The organism is Limnobacter thiooxidans (assembly GCF_036323495.1).
Taxonomy (GTDB): Bacteria; Pseudomonadota; Gammaproteobacteria; order Burkholderiales; family Burkholderiaceae_B; genus Limnobacter; species Limnobacter thiooxidans.
Map to the genome: position 1 here is coordinate 3,168,641 of NZ_AP028947.1, position 17,856 is coordinate 3,186,496.

General features: G+C 54.0%; 19 protein-coding genes. 9 read left to right on the plus strand and 10 right to left on the minus strand.

All coding sequences use genetic code 11. The annotated features are described in order from the left end of the window. The first annotated feature begins 7 nt into the window (after positions 1 to 7). Complete coding sequence (ilvA, locus tag RGQ30_RS14470) at positions 8 to 1,528, plus strand: threonine ammonia-lyase, biosynthetic (RefSeq protein ID WP_130557554.1); 1,521 nt, start codon at positions 8 to 10, stop codon at positions 1,526 to 1,528. Between the two features lie 234 nt (positions 1,529 to 1,762). Here ilvA and ttcA read toward each other — a convergent pair whose 3' ends face one another. From ttcA to RGQ30_RS14485, 3 genes are read right to left on the minus strand one after another with little or no spacing between them, the layout of a single operon-like run. Beyond that, on the minus strand, positions 1,763 to 2,671 hold the full coding sequence (ttcA, locus tag RGQ30_RS14475; RefSeq protein WP_338284532.1) for a tRNA 2-thiocytidine(32) synthetase TtcA: 909 nt from the start codon (positions 2,669 to 2,671) through the stop codon (positions 1,763 to 1,765). 2 nt (positions 2,672 to 2,673) lie between these two features. Next, positions 2,674 to 3,078 carry a dihydroneopterin aldolase gene (locus tag RGQ30_RS14480; RefSeq protein ID WP_130557553.1) on the minus strand — a complete coding sequence of 135 codons (405 nt, stop codon included), beginning with the start codon at positions 3,076 to 3,078 and terminating at the stop codon, positions 2,674 to 2,676. Continuing rightward, positions 3,075 to 3,851 carry an SDR family oxidoreductase gene (locus tag RGQ30_RS14485; protein WP_130557552.1) on the minus strand — a complete coding sequence of 259 codons (777 nt, stop codon included), beginning with the start codon at positions 3,849 to 3,851 and terminating at the stop codon, positions 3,075 to 3,077. The genes RGQ30_RS14480 and RGQ30_RS14485 overlap by 4 nt, the downstream gene beginning before the upstream one ends. Positions 3,852 to 3,915: 64 nt before the next feature. Between RGQ30_RS14485 and RGQ30_RS14490 the strand changes: the two genes are divergently transcribed. After that, positions 3,916 to 5,013, plus strand: a complete 1,098-nt coding sequence (locus RGQ30_RS14490) for a class I SAM-dependent methyltransferase (RefSeq protein ID WP_130557551.1) — start codon at positions 3,916 to 3,918, stop codon at positions 5,011 to 5,013. Here the strand turns inward: RGQ30_RS14490 and RGQ30_RS14495 are convergent. From RGQ30_RS14495 to RGQ30_RS14505, 3 genes are read right to left on the minus strand one after another with little or no spacing between them, the layout of a single operon-like run. Further along, positions 5,010 to 5,729 (minus strand): hypothetical protein, encoded by a 720-nt coding sequence (locus tag RGQ30_RS14495; protein WP_130557550.1) that lies wholly within the window; start codon positions 5,727 to 5,729, stop codon positions 5,010 to 5,012. The two genes, RGQ30_RS14490 and RGQ30_RS14495, sit on opposite strands and share 4 nt — an antisense overlap. Further along, positions 5,726 to 6,556: a type III pantothenate kinase gene (locus RGQ30_RS14500; protein ID WP_130557549.1), complete on the minus strand. Its 831-nt coding sequence runs from the start codon at positions 6,554 to 6,556 to the stop codon at positions 5,726 to 5,728. Before RGQ30_RS14500 ends, RGQ30_RS14495 begins: the two co-directional genes overlap by 4 nt. Then, a complete protein-coding gene (locus RGQ30_RS14505; protein ID WP_130557548.1) occupies positions 6,553 to 7,305 on the minus strand; it encodes a biotin--[acetyl-CoA-carboxylase] ligase in 753 nt (250 codons plus the stop codon). The genes RGQ30_RS14500 and RGQ30_RS14505 overlap by 4 nt, the downstream gene beginning before the upstream one ends. Before the next feature lie 87 nt (positions 7,306 to 7,392). Between RGQ30_RS14505 and RGQ30_RS14510 the strand changes: the two genes are divergently transcribed. Genes RGQ30_RS14510 through RGQ30_RS14530 form a run of 5 tightly spaced genes read left to right on the plus strand, consistent with a single transcriptional unit; the run spans position 7,393 to position 11,052 of the window. Then, the gene (locus RGQ30_RS14510; protein WP_130557547.1) at positions 7,393 to 8,538 is read left to right on the plus strand and encodes a VanZ family protein; all 1,146 of its coding nucleotides are present in this window, start codon (positions 7,393 to 7,395) and stop codon (positions 8,536 to 8,538) included. Between the two features lie 40 nt (positions 8,539 to 8,578). Further along, positions 8,579 to 8,890 carry a (2Fe-2S) ferredoxin domain-containing protein gene (locus RGQ30_RS14515; protein WP_130557546.1) on the plus strand — a complete coding sequence of 104 codons (312 nt, stop codon included), beginning with the start codon at positions 8,579 to 8,581 and terminating at the stop codon, positions 8,888 to 8,890. Further along, positions 8,887 to 9,525, plus strand: a complete 639-nt coding sequence (locus RGQ30_RS14520) for an alpha/beta hydrolase (RefSeq protein WP_130557545.1) — start codon at positions 8,887 to 8,889, stop codon at positions 9,523 to 9,525. Before RGQ30_RS14515 ends, RGQ30_RS14520 begins: the two co-directional genes overlap by 4 nt. A gap of 46 nt (positions 9,526 to 9,571) precedes the next feature. Then, a complete protein-coding gene (locus RGQ30_RS14525; RefSeq protein WP_298217867.1) occupies positions 9,572 to 10,762 on the plus strand; it encodes a D-alanyl-D-alanine carboxypeptidase family protein in 1,191 nt (396 codons plus the stop codon). Between the two features lie 5 nt (positions 10,763 to 10,767). Then, entirely contained in the window at positions 10,768 to 11,052 is a 285-nt protein-coding gene (locus RGQ30_RS14530) for an HP0495 family protein (RefSeq protein WP_298217869.1), read from the plus strand. An 87-nt stretch (positions 11,053 to 11,139) separates the two neighbouring features. On the opposite strand, the gene pyrE is transcribed toward RGQ30_RS14530, so the two are convergent. Continuing rightward, positions 11,140 to 11,844 (minus strand): orotate phosphoribosyltransferase, encoded by a 705-nt coding sequence (pyrE, locus tag RGQ30_RS14535; RefSeq protein ID WP_130557544.1) that lies wholly within the window; start codon positions 11,842 to 11,844, stop codon positions 11,140 to 11,142. Between the two features lie 22 nt (positions 11,845 to 11,866). Here pyrE and RGQ30_RS14540 point away from each other — a divergent pair, with 22 nt between their 5' ends. After that, positions 11,867 to 12,649 (plus strand): exodeoxyribonuclease III, encoded by a 783-nt coding sequence (locus RGQ30_RS14540; RefSeq protein WP_130557543.1) that lies wholly within the window; start codon positions 11,867 to 11,869, stop codon positions 12,647 to 12,649. Positions 12,650 to 13,254: 605 nt separating this feature from the next. Here RGQ30_RS14540 and gatB read toward each other — a convergent pair. The 3 genes from gatB to gatC all read right to left on the minus strand — a co-directional run bounded on the left by gatB (position 13,255) and on the right by gatC (position 16,573). Continuing rightward, positions 13,255 to 14,691, minus strand: coding sequence for an Asp-tRNA(Asn)/Glu-tRNA(Gln) amidotransferase subunit GatB (gene gatB / locus RGQ30_RS14545; RefSeq protein ID WP_130557542.1), 1,437 nt, complete (start codon positions 14,689 to 14,691; stop codon positions 13,255 to 13,257). A gap of 15 nt (positions 14,692 to 14,706) precedes the next feature. Next, complete coding sequence (gene gatA / locus RGQ30_RS14550) at positions 14,707 to 16,203, minus strand: Asp-tRNA(Asn)/Glu-tRNA(Gln) amidotransferase subunit GatA (RefSeq protein ID WP_130557541.1); 1,497 nt, start codon at positions 16,201 to 16,203, stop codon at positions 14,707 to 14,709. Between the two features lie 70 nt (positions 16,204 to 16,273). Then, positions 16,274 to 16,573, minus strand: coding sequence for an Asp-tRNA(Asn)/Glu-tRNA(Gln) amidotransferase subunit GatC (gene gatC, locus RGQ30_RS14555; RefSeq protein WP_130557540.1), 300 nt, complete (start codon positions 16,571 to 16,573; stop codon positions 16,274 to 16,276). Between the two features lie 233 nt (positions 16,574 to 16,806). Between gatC and RGQ30_RS14560 the strand changes: the two genes are divergently transcribed. Then, a complete protein-coding gene (locus RGQ30_RS14560) occupies positions 16,807 to 17,850 on the plus strand; it encodes a rod shape-determining protein (protein ID WP_008248080.1) in 1,044 nt (347 codons plus the stop codon). Positions 17,851 to 17,856 lie beyond the last annotated feature (6 nt).

Here is a 17,856-nt window from a genome sequence, read left to right on the forward strand (position 1 = left end):
GTGCTTTGTGGGTCTTGACTATCTAAAACGCATATTGACCGCAAAGGTTTACGATGTGGCCATCGAAACTCCGCTTGAGCCAGCCCACTCCCTGTCGCTTCGAACCGGCAACCATGTGTTGCTCAAGCGTGAAGACATGCAGGAGGTGTTCAGCTTCAAGCTGCGCGGGGCCTACAACAAGATGGCGCACTTGACCCCGATCCAACTGGAAAGGGGCGTCATTGCTGCTTCGGCGGGCAACCACGCCCAGGGTGTGGCGCTGTCAGCATCCAAAATGAAGTGTCTGGCAACCATTGTGATGCCCACGACCACGCCCGCCTTGAAAATTGATGCAGTCAAACGCTTTGGCGGCGAGTGGGTCAATGTGGTGCTGTTTGGCGACAGCTACAGCGATGCCGCTGCACATGCCAGTGAACTGGCGCAGGCCAAGGGATTGACCTTCGTCCACCCATTTGATGATCCTGACGTCATTGCCGGGCAAGGCACGGTGGGTATGGAGATTTTGCGCCAGCACCAAGGCCCGATTCACGCCATTTTCATTGCAATTGGTGGCGGCGGCCTGATTGCAGGTGTGGGTGCCTATGTGAAGCAACTGCGACCTGACATCAAGATCATCGGTGTACAAACCGTGGATTCGGACGCCATGGCCCAAAGTCTGGAAAAGCACCAACGCGTAACATTGGCTGAAGTGGGCCTGTTCTCCGATGGAACGGCGGTCAAACTGGTAGGCGAGGAAACATTCCGCCTGTGCGAACAGTATGTGGACGGCATTGTGCGCGTGACCACTGATGAGGCCTGTGCCGCGATTAAAGATGTGTTTCAGGACACACGCAGTATTCTGGAGCCCGCAGGTGCATTGGCGGTGGCCGGTTTGAAACAGTATGCCGCTGAAATGGGCCTGCAAAACCAAACCTTGATTGCCATTTCCTGTGGCGCGAATATGAACTTTGACCGCCTGCGTTTTGTGGCCGAGCGGGCTGAAGTGGGTGAGCAGCGGGAAGCAATTTTCGCAATCACCGTGCCGGAAGAGCGCGGCAGTTTCAGGAAATTCTGCGACCTGCTTGGCCCCACGAATGTGACGGAATTCAATTACAGGATGTCGGAGTCCGCCAAAGCCAATATCTTTGTGGGCATCCAGATTGGCAACCGCGCCCAGGCCGACGAGTTGCAACAGCGCTTTATCGATTCGGGTTTTGACGCCTTGAACCTGACCGATGACGAAATGGCCAAGCTGCATTTGCGCCACATGGTCGGTGGCCGCTCAAGTATGGCGAATAACGAACTGGTTTACAGATTCGAATTTCCGGAGCGCCCGGGCGCGCTGACCAAGTTCCTGACTGCGTTGAACCCGGGATGGAACATCAGCCTGTTTCACTACCGCAACCACGGCGCGGACTATGGCCGCATCCTGGTGGGCATCCAGGTGCCACCGGCAGACCATGCCGAGTTCGACAAGTTTGTGCAACAACTGGGCTACCCGGCGGTGAACGAAACCGAGAACCCGGCGTACAAGCTGTTTTTGAAGTGACGGAGAGCGCACGCAGGGTCGGCTGATAGGAAAGGTTGTGTGCTGTTGGCTTGCGGGCGATTCAAGGCGGGCTTCGCGGTTTGATTCAAAGCAAGGTGCTGGCCCGAAGGGCCGGATGCGAACACGCTTGGCGTTTCGCATGCACCGAGCAAGAATCAACAAAGGGAAACAAAGCCCGCCAAGCCCGAAAGGCAATGAGCATTCAACCTGCACCAAACAGCCGAACCCGGCTATTTAGCACTCGTCATCCGAATCAAACGCCTTGTCGCCGGCACCGTCTTCGAGCACCGCGCCAGGCCGGATTGTTTCGAACGGGAAGAGCTTGCGGTCCATCAGGTGCGAAGGCACCACAGTGGACAATGAGGTAAACAGGTTGGCGATCCAGCGCGGGTTGTGCTTTTCCCACTGCTTGAGCAGCGCTGCCATTTCCTTGCGTTTCAGGTTTTCCTGGCTGCCGCACAAATTGCACGGAATGATGGGGAAGTTTTTCTCTTCGGCATAGCGGGCCAAATCGCGCTCACGGCAATAGGCCAAGGGGCGAATCACCGTGTGCTCACCGTTGTCGCTAACCAGCTTGGGCGGCATGCCCTTGATGCGGCCACCATAAAACAGGTTCAACAACAGGGTTTGCAAAATGTCGTCCTTGTGATGCCCAAGGGCCACCTTGGTGGCGCCCAGTTCAGACGCCACGCGATACAAAATACCCCGGCGCAAGCGCGAACAAAGTGAACAGGTGGTTTTGCCTTCAGGAATGACTCGTTTGACGATGGAATAAGTGTCTTGCTCTTCGATGTGAAAAGGCACATTGATGCTGCGCAGGTAATTGGGTAACACTTCTTCCGGAAAACCTGGCTGCTTCTGGTCCAGATTGACCGCGATGATGTCGAAATTGATGGGCGCACGCTGACGCAGCAACAACAGGATGTCCAGCAAGCCGTAACTGTCTTTTCCGCCCGACACACACACCATGACCTTGTCGCCGTCTTCAATCATGTTGAAATCGGCGATGGCTTGGCCAACCTGCTTGGTCAGGCGTTTCTCCAGTTTATTGAATTCAAACACCTCTTTCTGTTCCGCTTTACTGGGGAAAATGGTGATTGTTTGAATGGAGGTTTCAGCGGGGTTTTCGGTGAGCAGCGACATGATTAAAGACTCGCAGAAGATTTAAAGCGGAATACCTCCACGCCGGCAGATTCGCAGTCGGGGTAAACCTCGGATTTTTCGGCACGCACTCGGGCGGCAACCACCTTCGGGTGTTCCAAGACCAGAGCCAGTGTTTTGTCGACCAGTGTTTCCAGCAGACCGATGTGACCAGCCTGAATCAAACCGTGAATACCAGGCCGCACGAAATCGTAGTCGACCACGTCAACCAGCAGGTCACGTTGCGACGGTGTGGATGCGCATTTCACCCAAAAATCGATGTTGATGCGCACAGCCTGTGTTCGCCCCAACTCCTGAGGAAAAACGCCAATGGCGGCCGACACGTCAAAGTCGCGGATAAACACGCGACGGCAATCGGCAAGGCGGGAGTCAAAAAACCAGTCTGTCATGGGGTCATCATGCTGAAATCGCGCGACATGGGCACCAGATGCTGTCCGCCATCCACAAGGATGGTGGTACCGGTGATGGCGCGGCTTTGCACCAGAAACAACACCGTGTTGGCGATGTCCTGGGGCTCGGAAGATTTATTCAAGGGCGAAATTCGATGGGTTTGCTCGAATTGCGCATCGGTTTGCAAATGGGAAATCAGTGTAAGGCCCGGTGCCACGCCCACTACACGCACTTTGGGGGCGAGTTCCATGGCCAGCATGGTGGTTGCGGTTTCCAGGCCTGCCTTGGTCAAGGTGTAGCTCAAAAAATCAGGATTGAGGTTTTTGAGTTTCTGATCCAGAAGGTTGACAACCACCGCCTGTTCTTGTTCAGGAACGTGCTGAAACAGGCGCCGTGCAAGCTGAATGGGGGCAGCGAGGTTGGATGCCATGTGACGGTGAAAAAGAGCGGGCTTGAATGTTTCACCAGAGTCAAATTCAAACAGGGAGGCATTGTTAACCACGCACCGCACAGGGCCTGCACGCTCAGCCTCGTCAAACAACGCTTCCACTTCGTCAGGGTTTTCAAGGTCGGCCTGCACCACCACGCAGCGAACGCCCAGCGCTTCGATTTCTGTGGCTGTTTGGGTTGCCTCTGCAAGCGAATTCCGACAATGCAGCACAATCGACCAGCCAGCGCGAGCCAGTTCAAGCGCGATGGCACGGCCCAGGCGTTTTGCGCCCCCGGTTACCAGGGCGAACTGCGGGGTGGATTGTGGCGTTTCGTACATCATCGGTTAGAATACAAGGCTTTGATTTTTAAAAGAACAACCCGCTATTCTAAACCAGACCCGCCCCATGCTGTCGAATTTTAATCAAGCCACTCGCTTTGACGAGTTTATGCATTTTGCCTTGTACAACCCTCAGTACGGTTATTATTCGCGGGGGGAAGGCATATTCGGCGGGGAAGGCGATTTTGTGACTGCCCCGGAATTAAGCCCCCTGTTTGGCCAAACCTTGGGGAAGGCAATTCGGGAAGTGCTGCCCCGCTGTGGCGGCGTGGTGTACGAATTCGGAGCCGGCACTGGCAAACTGGCCTGTGATGTGTTGGCCACAGCAGGCGATCTGATCACCCAGTACAACATCGTGGATGTGTCGGGTGGGTTGAAATTGGTGCAACTGGCCAACCTGATGGCCCAACACGGCCCGGAAATTGAAAAAAAAGTGCGCTGGCTGAGTACTTTACCCGACAAGCTGAATGGCGTCATTCTGGGCAATGAGGTTCTGGATGCCACACCCGTGCGACGATTCAAATGGAGCAATACCGGACCGCTTGAGGCCTGGGTTCAACAGGTCGACGGTGCGCTTCAATTGGTGTGGCAAGCCGCCGACCCCCAATTTGCAACCACCGTGACTCAACTGCAGACCCAGCACGGACCTTGGCCTGAAGGGTATGAGTCTGAAGTGGCCGAGCAAAGCATTGCTTGGGTAAAAACCGTCACCGACCGTTTAAATGGCATTGCCTTGATGATTGACTACGGCTTTCATGGGGCTCTGTATTACCTTCCCACACGACACAAGGGCACTCTGCGCGCAACAAGCCGCCACACTGCACACGACGATTTTCTAGCCAAAGTGGGTGAACAGGATTTGACCGCTCATGTGAATTTCAGTGCGGTGTATTCGGCCTTGAGTAGCTGCGGCGGGGAACTGGAAGGGTATTCCCACCAAGGCGAATTTTTGCTGGGTCACGGCATTCTTGAGTTGGCGACTCAGCAACCTGAGTTCACCCACCCCACCCGTGGTGCGCACCTACGACAAAACCTGAACACCCTGCTTAATGAAGCGGACATGGGTGAGGCATTCAAAGTGATTTGCTGGAGCAAAGGTGTGAATGCGGAAGGCACAACACTGAATCAGGCTTTTCTGGCCAACGACCGGAGTGGCGATCTTTAAGTGCCACAGGCTTTGAGCTCGCCTTTACTGTTGAGCTCAAAAATGGACTGCACGGATTTGATTTGATCTGGCGTTCCCCTCAATTCAAAAAACACGCGAACTGGCCCCAAGCGTTCACGAATCTGAACACCGGCGACCCCACGCTTGATCAAATCATCCCTTTGTACATTTGCACGCTCAACATCGCGAAAAAGTCCCAGTGAAATGGTGCCTTGCAAGGGCCCAGGGGTGGTGATGTAAAACATGTCAGTGATGCCCTTACCTGACAACTGATCGATACCCACACCAGTGTTGACGATTTCTTGAGGCAGAAACACGACGTAGCCAACAGGGACCTGCCTTTCCAACCGGTCTGTCTCCCCCCCCCAGTTGGAGAGAGAATCCGCAACACGGGCAGACTCACTTTGAAGCAAGGGCCCCCACTGCAAGCAGGTCTGATTGTTTTTTGGGTCCTCAAAAACCTGCTTGCTGGCGCTTTCAATGGCCGAATCCAGTTGCGCCAACCCTTCCTTCAGGTTGATTTTGGGTGCAACAGGGGCATTGCTGCGCGCCACCTCCACAGCTTGCTGCCAGGGTTTCTCAATGGTCACCCATTCTGAGCGAAGCCCGCTGCTTTCCATTTGCTTCAAACCGGCGCCGCTTTCAAGCAGCCCCCAGCCCAACCAGGCAAAATTGGTGACAACCAGCACCCCCACCAAGACTTTCCAACCATTCATGATCTGCCCTGCACTGAACATTGGTAGTCGAACACTAGGCCCTTGAATACTGCGTGTTCAAGCAAATGAGCCTGTGGAAAGTACATCACCATCTGGTGCGCGAACCCACCGGAAAACCAGACAACCGGGGTTTGCTCATATTGATGCGCCAACTGATTGACCAAGGATTGGACAAAGGCCGCCTGCATGCGCCCTACACCCTCCCCAATGGCTCGTTGGGTCGTCCCCGGCCAAAAACCTGAATCGAGGTGTGAAGCGGGTACCCCCAATCTAACCGGTGGCAATTCCGCGGTATTGACGTGAAGGCTGTCAAACATCGTGTGCAGGCCTGGCACAATAAAACCGCCCAGATGCTGCCAGCCAGCCTGATCGACAACGGCATCAACAGTAGTGGCCGTGCCAAAACTGACTAACAAGTTAACCTGGGCATGGCTGTTTTGCGAAACCGCCAAACACGCAGCCCAACGGTCTTTACCCAACTGGGACGGATTTTCATAAGCAGACCGCATTGGCACTTTCGTATTGACGCTAAGCACATGCAACGGCACATGGTGCTGCTCGCACAGGCGTCGCACGGCCCGCTCGAAATCTGGACCCAGCACATTGCACAACAATACTGCAGCCACAGGGTTGTCAAGGTCACTCAATACAGAGGACAAAAGATCGCCCAACACCGTGCAAGCGTTTTCAAAAGGCTTGAGTTCTGAGGTTGGCTGACTTGAAAAATTCATTGCATTGGAGAAATTCTGCTGCAAGTTGTCAAAAAGGCACCACTTCACCAAGGTGTTTCCCGCATCCATGCACAGCAACACCGGGGTTTGGTTCATGCAGCCACCCGCAGTGACAAATCGCCTGCTATCACCGAACGCAAACCATTGCTGGTGCTAATCAGATAAGCACCGTTTTCGTCGATTCCCATCGCCCGCCCTGAAAACAGGGCCTTGCCCTCCTCCAGCACAACAACTTCCAGCCCAAGCCAGGCATCTCTCAATGCGAACTGCTTGAACAAGGCTGATATACCTTGGGCCCGGGCTGCCTCAACCTGGTGCAGGATAGACAACACACACGCCTCTGCAAGCTCGCGCAATGAAGGCAATATGGACGCGTCAACCCATTGAACCAGACAGCTTGCACCCGCACCCGAAAGCGCCTGCGGCACATCAACTGGATGAACGTTGAGCCCCACTCCGATAACCGTGGTCGCGCCCGAACCGGTATGGAAAGACTCACACAACACACCGCCCAGCTTTTGTCCGCCGACAATCAAGTCGTTGGGCCATTTCAATTGCACAGGCACCTCAAACCGTTCGAGCACCTCCGCAACTGCTAAACCCACGCACAGGGGCAAAAATGGAAGTTGGTACCCAGCCACGGGCAAACCCAGCGAGAAACACAGGCTTGCCCCTGGCACAGCTTTCCAGCTACGGCCAGCCCTTCCTCGACCTGCTGTCTGTGCCTGGGTCAGCACAACGGCGCAGCCCGACACCCGGCCTTGCTGGTAGGCGCGACTCAGGTAATCATTTGTGGAGTCGACTGAATCAAGTTCAATCCAGTGCACATCGGCTTGGGTTAACATCAATCGGGGTAGTTGGTCTCAAGTTGCAAAATTTTGCTCATCTTAACCCCCGGAAGGGACACAAAACCAAGGAATTGTTCAAACTCAATGTCTCCAATCCACGCCAGCCTGCTCAAAAGGACGCCTTACACCGGAATTCTGATGTTTGCGAGCCTGTACGCCTGCGTGGTGATTCACCTCAGCCTTTTCCCTTACACAGATTGGCGCCACATCGGTATCGGTCCGCTTGAGTTTCTGTTCGGCCCCTGGATACCCGTACATCAGAAAGTGCTTTGGGCAGACGTATTCCTGAATATCGCAGGGTATGTGCCCCTGGGGGTTTTAATGCTGCTGGGGCTGAATCGGCAACCCAGAACATTCGACAAGATATTGGTTGTGGTGCTTTGTGTTCTGGTGTCGCTGGCGCTGGAGTCTTTGCAAACATTTCTGCCAACCCGTGTACCCTCGAAAATGGACGTGGTGACCAACGGGATCGGCGGCGCCATTGGCGTATTGGTTGGCATCTACGTCACTGCACACCACCGCATAGCGCCTCTGCTAAACCAGCGACTGGAGCATTGGCTGATACAACGCGCGTGGATCGGCATGGGCCTGCTCTGCCTGTGGTTTCTCAGTATTTTGCCTCCACAAAACCCCGCATTCAGCACCGGGCTGTGGCTGGGCAACCTGTTTGAAATTCCCGGGCCGCTGCAACACGGCACACCATTTGGACTTCCCCTTGATTTGCTGCTTCGAATTGAAACCGTTGCGCCAACTTTCATCAACTACTGCTTTTTGATGTGCGCCTGGATGATCGGGCTTGCACAAACACAGGCGGGCTCACCCAGAACTCGCTTGCTGATCGTGCTGATTGTCTTGACGCTGGCAATACGCTTGCTGGATTACCTGGTTATCGCCCCCTCATCAGCCTGGGTTTACCTGACCCAACGGTGGCTTGAAGCTCACGGCCTGAGCCTGGCCATTGCGTTTGTGGCGGCACTCAGCATTTCGATGATGCCTGTATCGCCCCATCACCTGGCAAGAATTGGACTGATCCATTTGTTGGCAGGCTGGTTGATCACCCTGCTGCTACCCGGAGTATACGACCCGGAAATGACGACCTCGGGCGGCGGAGCACTGACCATCTTGCGCAGCTTGCAGGAAGCCGGTCGATGGGTCAGTGAGCTGTGGCCAATTCTGGCGCTGACTGTTTTGACCTTTTTAAGCCTGCCAGAACGGCGTTTTCGGCGATAATAAGGACTCAACCCCAGTACCCGAGCGGACCCACCAAGTCATGAGCTACTTCGAGAAACACGTTTTCTTCTGCACCAACCAACGCGCAAACAATGAAAGCTGTTGCGCAGACTGCCACGCCACACCTGCCCATGCGCATGCCAAAGACCGCATCAAAAAACTGGGATTGAACGGGCAAGGCAAGATACGCATGAACAAGGCAGGCTGCCTGGACCGCTGCGACGAAGGCCCGGTGATGGTGGTGTACCCCGAAGGAGTTTGGTATACCTACGTGGACATCACTGATGTGGATGAAATCATTGATTCCCACCTGGTGGGCGGTCAAATTGTCGAGCGCCTGCGACTGCCATGAATCCGCGAACCCGACATGAGTTGTGGGAAGGTCAGGCTGGCCCCATTGAAGTGTCAATTGACGAACCAACTGGTTCTCCCGTTGGACTGGCCGTGGTTGCACACCCTCACCCACTGTTCGGCGGCACCAAAGACAACAAGGTGGTACAGACACTGGCACGGGCTTTCCTGCAACTGGGCTATATCACGGTTCGATTCAACTTTCGTGGTGTTGGGCAAAGCGCGGGCGCACATGACAACGGCAACGCAGAATGTGAAGACCTGGTTCAATTGACCCAAGAGGCCCGGACCAAACTGTTGTCAGCAGATTTGCAGAATCAGCCCGTCGCATTGGCTGGATTTTCTTTTGGTGCTTTTGTCACAAGCCATGCTGCTGAACGTCTGCGTAAAACAGAGGTCTCAGTTGGCAAAATGGTGCTGGTTGGCACCGCAACGAGCCGGTTTTCCGTGGCACCTGTCCCGGAGAACACACTGGTGATTCACGGTGAAGTGGATGACACGGTGCCTTTGACAGACGTGCTTCGGTGGGCTAACGGCACCAACGTGCCGGTGATTGTCATGCCGGGCGTGGAACATTTTTTTCACGGAAAACTGCCTCAACTCAAAGAGCTGGTTGTGCGTTACTACCCAAGCTGAACGCCCAGCCGAATTCTTCCAATTTTTTAATACAGGAGCGTATTACTTGTTTAATTCAAGACTTTCCCGATTCAAACGCCATTTGGGTCAGCTGTCGTTGATTCTCGGCTTGAGCATCACCTCACATCAAGCGATTGCCCAATCCAGCGTCATGCCGCCCGCTCCTGAAATCGGCGCCAAAGGCTACATGCTTCTTGACCTGACCACGGGACAGACCTTGGCAGAATTCAACAGCCGTGAACGGCTTGACCCGGCCTCATTGACCAAGCTGATGACAGCTTATATGGCGTTCGCGGCACTGGAAAGCAAACAGATCCGCATGGATCAGCAAGTACCTATTTCTCCTTATGCCTGGAAGGCTGAAGGATCACGAATGTTTGTTGAACCCAACAAACCTGTGACAGTAGAAGAATTGCTGTATGGCGTGATTGTTCAATCCGGCAACGATGCCAGCCGTGCAATTGCAGAATTGCTGGCCGGCGACGAAAACAACTTTGCGACCTTGATGAACCAGCAAGCAAAACGCCTTGGCCTGACTGACACCAACTTCAAGAATTCAACTGGTCTTCCAGATCCACAGCACTACACGACAGCGCGTGACCTGGGCATTTTGGCAAAACGCATCATTCTCGACTTCCCCGAGTATTACAAAAAGATGTATTCGACCAAGGAATACACCTACAACGGCATTCGCCAGCCCAACCGCAACCGCTTGCTGTGGATCGACCCATCGGTAGACGGCATGAAAACAGGGCACACCGAATCTGCTGGCTACTGCCTGGTCAGTTCAGCCAACCGGAAGCTGCCAAACGGCGTTGACCGACGATTGCTGTCAGTGGTGTTGGGCACAAGCTCGGATCAGGCACGTACCCAGGAAAGCCTGAAGCTCATGAATTATGGCTTCCAGATGTTTGAAACAGTGAAGCTTTATTCAGCCAACCAAGCGATCAGTGCCAGCGACGTGTACAAAGGCCAGTCCAAAGAAGTGAAGCTGGGCGTGACCAGGGACCTGCTGATTAACGTGCCACGCGGCATGGCCAAGCAACTGAAAGCCACGGTGGAGAAGAAGAACACCCTGATTGCCCCGATCCCTGCTGGTACCGAACTTGGCCATCTGAAACTGACCCTGAACGGCGAAACAATTGGCAAGGTACCCTTGTTGGCGCTGGCTACAGTGGAAGAAGCGGGCATTTTCGGTCGACTGGTTGACTCCGCAAAACTGTGGTTTGAAGAGTAAAAAAGATGAATCAGCCAATGTCTGGAGAACCGAAGAAAAGCCTGATCGAATTTCCCTGTCACTTTCCAATCAAGGTCATGGGGAAAAACGTACCTGAGTTCTCACAGGTGATTTGTGATTTGCTGCTGGCGATGAATCCGGGCTTTGATGTTGCCGGGGTGAATATGCGGCCAAGCAGCAAAGGCAATTACCTGAGCCTGACCTGCAATGTTTATGTCAATAACCAGGATGAATTGGACGACATCTACCGGGCCTTGTCGGGTCATAAACTGGTGTCTGTTGTGTTGTGACCTCACTGACATGAAAGCAAAAAAGGCTGCGTTCCGTTTCTGGCGGACGCAGCCTTTTTTTGCAGGCAGACCTTTAATCAGGAGACGCTACACACCATAGCGACTTCTGTATTCTTTCACTTTTTCATACCAGCCAGCCAGACGTACATTGGCCGCCTGACGGGTCAGAAGGTAACGCAACAGGTCTTGCAGGTTGGCAATTGCAATCACCGGGATTCCATACAGCTGCTCAACTTCCTGAACGGCTGAATGCTGGGTGTCCTGCCCATCGCGCATACCTTTTTCCATTCGGTCCAAAGCGATCAAAACGGCGGCGGGTTCAGCGCCATTGGCACGGATGATTTCCACGGATTCTCGCACGGAAGTACCTGCGGAGATAACGTCATCCACGATAACGACCCGCCCTTCCAAAGGAGCCCCGACCAATGAACCGCCTTCACCGTGGTCTTTGGCTTCTTTGCGATTGAAGGCATACGGTACATCTTTACCCCGACGAGCCATTTCCATCGTGGCACCAGCCACCAAAGGAATGCCCTTGTAAGCAGGCCCAAACAGCATGTCGAACTCAATTCCACGCTGCGTGGTTTGTTCCATCAAGGTTTGTGCGTAAAATTCACTGAGTTTTTGTAAAGACGAACCCGTGTTGAACAAACCCGCATTGAAAAAATACGGTGACATTCTTCGCGCCTTGGTTTTGAATTCACCGAAGCGCAAGACCTGCTTCTCGACAGCAAACTGCAAAAACTGATCGGAAAGTACCTGCAAATTTTGATTTGAATCGACCACAATCAATCCCTAAAACAGACTTCAAACAATGACCCGCATTATCTCAGCAAATCTGAATGGAATTCGTTCTGCACACACAAAAGGATTTTTCGACTGGATGAATGAAAGCCAGGCCGATGTGGTGTGCGTACAGGAAATCAAAGCCCACCTGGCCGACTTGGGGCCCGAGCACTTGCAACCCGGGGAATACACGGGTTATTTCCAGGCAGCAGAGAAAAAGGGCTACAGCGGCGTGGGGATTTACAGCAAAACAAAGCTACTTAACGTCACTTACGGCCTGAATAACCACGAGTTCGACGCAGAAGGACGCATGATCACTGCCGAATTCGAAAACATGATTGTGTCATCGATCTATTTCCCTTCCGGCAGCAGCTCTGAAGATCGTCAACTGGCCAAATTCCGGTTTTTAGAACATTTTGCAACGGTTTTTGAGGAAGTTGAAGCAAAAACAAAACCTGTGGTGCTTTGTGGGGACTGGAATATTGCCCACCAGGAAATCGACCTGAAAAACTGGAAAGGCAACCTGAAAAACAGCGGTTTTTTGCCTGAGGAGCGCGCCTGGATTGGCGACGTGATGAACAAACGCGGCTGGGTGGATGCATATCGCGTGCTGTATCCCGAAGAAACGGATGGTTGTTACACTTGGTGGAGCAACCGCGGGCAGGCTTATGCAAAAAACGTGGGGTGGCGCATTGACTACCAGATGGTCAGCCCGACATTGCGGGAGCATATTCGCGAGGTCAGCGTGTACAAAGCCAAGAAGTTTTCGGACCATGCGCCGTTGATTGCGGACTACGATTACCCATTGTGATTCGCGAACTGGTTTTTACCCATTCGCGCGAATTTGGAGCAACCGCCGCCGGGTATGAAAAGCCCATCAGCGCGAATTCCAGTCGCCTCGCCTGAAAACCTGGTTTTCCCTTTTTGAAATTCACATTGACTCAACACACTCGACAAAACAGATGGTCGAGTGTGTTGTCGGCTTGCAGCCGAACGTTGCATGTGAATTCAAACGGGCAGGTTTTCTTGAATGGCGAAGCGACTGGAACATCGCTGCCGATTGAGCCCAAACCCGACGGTGATTCATCGCGCGCCTAAAAGCAATCACACCGAGGTTGCAACACCGGCAGTGCCTAAATTCACGACAGGTGGCTGACGAGCGGCCTGATGATTGCGTACCTAGGCTGGGTTCAAAGCCTTCCCGGCAATGCGCTTGCTTGTTCCGCACATTCAGGAAAACCGCCCCTTTTGAACAAGGATTCAATGTTCGCGCGCGGCGCGACACATCAACCCGACCGTGTGTTTTGTCGGGTTGATGTGAATACAAAGCCTTCGTTCAAAAAGGGATCAGCGGTTTTTCGTGCGGAATCGGGCAAGGCACGCCGGGAAGGCAATAAATCACCCCAGCCAGTGAATTCAGCTCAGCTTGGCTTTCAGAATCTCATTCACCTGCGCCGGGTTGGCCTTGCCACGCGCAGCGCGCATGATTTGCCCCACCAGGAAGTTAAAGGAGGCTTCCTTGCCCGCTTTGTATTCCGCAACAGGACCTGGGTGAGCTGCCAAGACATCGTCGATCATCTTTTCAACAGCGCCAGAATCGGAAATCTGCTCCAGCCCTTCACCCTTGACGCACGCATCCACGTCGCTGTACTTGCCCTCCCACAGGGCAGCAAAAACAACTTTCGCGGTTTTGTTGTTCAAAGTGCCATCGACCACGCGCTTCACCAGAGCAGCCATCAGTTCAGGGGCAATCGGCGACTCGGCGGGGGTTTTGTCGTCGCGGTTCAAGCTGGCAGAGAACTCGCCCAACAACCAGTTGGCCAAAGGTTTTGCTTTGTCGGCACCCGCCACCGCAAGAGCTGACTCAAAGTAGTCGGTCATGGCGCGGCTGGCCGTCAGGGTGACAGCATCGTATTCGCTCAAGCCCAAATCGCCGGTGTAACGCGCCTGCTTCTGCCCCGGCAATTCAGGCATTTCTGAGCGCACCTGCTCAACCCATTCTGGAGAAATCATGAGTGGTGGTAAATCTGGGTCTGGAAAGTAGCGGTAGTCTTCCGAATCTTCCTTGCTGCGCATGGATCGGGTTTCATTGCGATCCGGGTCGTAAAGGCGTGTTTCTTGTTTGATTACGCCGCCATCTTCGATGATTTCGATTTGGCGCTGTGCCTCATACAAAATGGCCGCCTGCAAGAACTTGAAGCTGTTCAGATTCTTGATTTCGCAACGCGTACCCAATTTGCTTTCACCCTTTGGGCGAACGGACACGTTGGCATCACAGCGGAAACTGCCTTCCTGCATGTTGCCATCACAAATGCCCAGCCAGGTCACCAAAGTGTGCAGTGTTTTTGCATAGGCCACGGCCTCTTCGGCCGAGCGCATATCAGGCTCAGTCACAATTTCCAGCAAGGGCGTGCCTGCGCGGTTCAAATCAATTCCTGATTGCCCGGCGAAGTCTTCATGCAGGCTTTTGCCGGCATCTTCTTCCAAGTGCGCGCGCACAAGGCGCACTGTTTTCATTTGGTCGCCCAGCAAGAAGCTGACGGTGCCGCCCTGCACCACTGGAATTTCAAACTGGCTGATCTGGTAGCCCTTGGGCAAATCAGGGTAAAAATAGTTTTTTCGGGCAAACACCGAATGCTCTGCCACCTTGGCACCCACCGCCAAACCAAACTGGATGGCGCGCTGCACTGCTGCCTTGTTCATCACCGGCAGCACGCCTGGCAAGGCCAAGTCAACTGCGCAGGCTTGCGCATTGGGCTCGGCGCCAAAAGCCGTACTGGCGCCGGAGAAAATTTTTGATTCCGTGGTTAGCTGGGTGTGGGTTTCAAGACCCACCACAATTTCCCATTGCATGGCGTGATCCTTTAATTAAAACGGTGTGCGAAGGTGCCAATCGGTGGCGGCCTGATAGTGATCAGCCAAAGCCAGCAACTCACCTTCCTTGAAATAGTTGCCAATCAACTGCATGCCCACCGGGCGGCCTTTGTCGCCAAAGCCCACGGGCACGCTCATGCCAGGCAATCCGGCTAGGCTGGTACTGAGGGTGTAAATATCGGCCAAATACATTTGAACCGGGTCGGCAGACTTTTCACCCAGATTCCAGGCCACAGTGGGGCTGACCGGACCAGCAATGAAGTCGCACTGCTGAAAAGCCGCTTGGAAATCCTGCGCAATCAGGCGGCGAATTTTCTGGGCCTGCAAATAATAGGCGTCGTAGTAGCCATGTGACAGCACATAAGCGCCCACCATGATGCGGCGCTGCACCTCCAGACCAAAGCCTTCGGTGCGTGAGTTCTCGTACATGGACTTCAAATCGGTGTATTCGGCTGCGCGGTGGCCATAACGCACGCCATCAAAGCGTGACAGGTTTGAACTGGCTTCCGCAGGCGCAATCACATAATAAGCAGGAATCGACAATTCCGTACGGGGTAGGCTAATGTGAACCAGCGTGGCGCCCATGGCTTCAAGCTGTTTCAGTGCATCATCAATTGGTGCTCGCACGTCGGCGGCCAAGCCTTCTCCGAAGAACTCGGCGGGCAAGCCCACACGAATGCCAGCCAATGGCTTTGCCCCATCGCCACCGCGCAGGGGTTTGCCAAATCCGGCGGTGAAGTCTTCGCGCATGCCTTGGGAAACCGCTGGGCGCTGCACGCTGGTGCTGTCCTTCACATCAAAACCGACCATGGTATTCAATACCAGCGCGCAATCGCGCGCGCTGTGGGCCATGGGGCCAGCCTGGTCCAGGCTGCTGGCGTAGGCAATCATGCCGTAGCGGCTGCAACTGCCATAAGTGGGTTTGATGCCGGTGATACCGCACAGTGAAGCGGGCTGGCGAATCGAGCCGCCCGTGTCTGTACCCGTGGTGAACGGCACCACGCCTGCAGCCACCGCCACAGCAGACCCACCTGATGAACCACCGGGAACAGCCTGCGTGTCCCATGGGTTCAAGCAGGGGCCATAAGCGCTTTTCTCATTAGAAGACCCCATGGCGAACTCGTCGCAGTTGAGTTTGCCAATACTGACCGACCCCGCTGCATTCAAACGCGACACCACTTCAGCATCAAACGGGCTTTTGTAGCCAGCCAACATTTTTGAACCAGCCGTACTGGTCCAGCCCTGCGTCACAAAAATATCCTTGTGTGCTGTTGGAATGCCCAACAAAGCGCCGCGTTCACCAGCGGCCAGCCGTGCGTCGGCTACCTTGGCCTGTTCCAGGGTGAGGTCATCGCGAATGTCCACGAATGCGTTCAAACTGGACTGCTGGCCTGCTGAGCGCAATGCTTCTTGCGCCAACTCGGTGGCACTGGTTTTTTTCTCATCCAGCAGCGTTCGCAGCCGGGAAATACTTTGAAGTTCTGAAGACATGCTTAAAACCACATTCCAATGTCAGATTGGTAATAAAAAAGGGGGCAACTTTGCAATGAACGTTCGGGATTTAATCAATGACCTTGGGCACAAGGAACAAGCCCTTCTCCGCGGCCGGCGCATTGGCCATGTTGGCTACCCGGTTGTCTGCTTCAGACACGGCGTCTTCGCGCAGGCGCAAGGCGATAGGCTGAATCAATGAAATTGGATGCGCGAGGGGCTCGACACCATCGGTGTTTTCGCTGCTCAAGCGATCGGCCAGTTGCATAATGTTGTTCAATTGTTGCTCGAGGGCCTGGGCTTGTTCAGGAGCCAGCTTCAGACGCGACAAAGCCGCAATTTTTCCAATTTGCCCGGAATCCAGGGACATAAATTTTCTCCGCCGACAAGCAGGCCTGAACATCAACTCTAATCGATGCAAATGCCGCTTGGTGAAAGTCTGTGTTGATCAAAGTCGTCTTATTTTATAGGTTATCATCGGTGGTTACGCCACTTGACAAGTGAAGTCCCATAATTAGTGGCGTGCCGTACAACTTCTAGACAACTTTGAGCTTCGCGGGCTTGGCAGCTCTCCAACTACACGATACAGGTTAGAACATCACCATGTTTGGGTTTCTACGCAGCTACTTATCAAACGACTTGGCCATTGACTTGGGCACGGCCAACACCCTTATTTACGCCCGCACAAAAGGGATTGTTCTTGACGAACCTTCCGTAGTTGCAATTCGCCAGGAAGGCGGACCCAACGGCAAAAAAACAATCACTGCAGTTGGCCTTGAAGCCAAGCAGATGCTGGGCAAGGTACCGGGCAATATCGAAGCAATCCGCCCCATGAAAGACGGCGTGATTGCCGATTTCACCGTGACTGAGCAAATGCTCAAGCAGTTCATCAAGATGGTTCACGAAAGCCGCCTGTTTTCCCCCAGCCCCAGAATAATCATTTGCGTGCCCTGTGGTTCTACCCAGGTTGAACGCCGGGCCATTCGTGAAAGCGCATTGGGTGCAGGCGCTTCGCAGGTTTATCTGATTGAAGAACCAATGGCTGCAGCTATTGGTGCCGGCTTGCCGGTGTCCGAAGCTTCAGGCTCCATGGTTGTGGACATTGGTGGTGGCACCACGGAAGTGGGTATTATTTCCTTGGGCGGCATGGTTTACGCGGGAAGCGTGCGCGTGGGCGGCGACAAGTTTGACGAAGCGATCATCAGCTATATCCGTCGCAACTACGGCATGATGATCGGCGAACCCACAGCCGAAGCAATCAAGAAGCAGATTGGTTCTGCTTTCCCTGGCTCGGAAGTGAAAGACATGGAAGTAACCGGCCGCAATTTGTCTGAAGGTATTCCACGCCGTTTCACCATTTCTTCCAACGAAATTCTGGAAGCGCTGACCGAACCACTGAATGCAATCGTGTCAGCAGTGAAATCCGCATTGGAACAAACACCACCCGAGCTGGGCGCAGACATTGCCGAACGCGGCATGATGTTGACCGGTGGCGGCGCGTTGCTACGCGACCTGGACCGATTGTTGATGGAGGAAACCGGCTTGCCCGTGCATGTGGCCGAAGATCCATTGACCTGTGTGGTCAGGGGTTGTGGCCTTGCGCTGGAACGCATGGACAAGTTGGGCACCATTTTCACGAGTGAATAAGCAGAA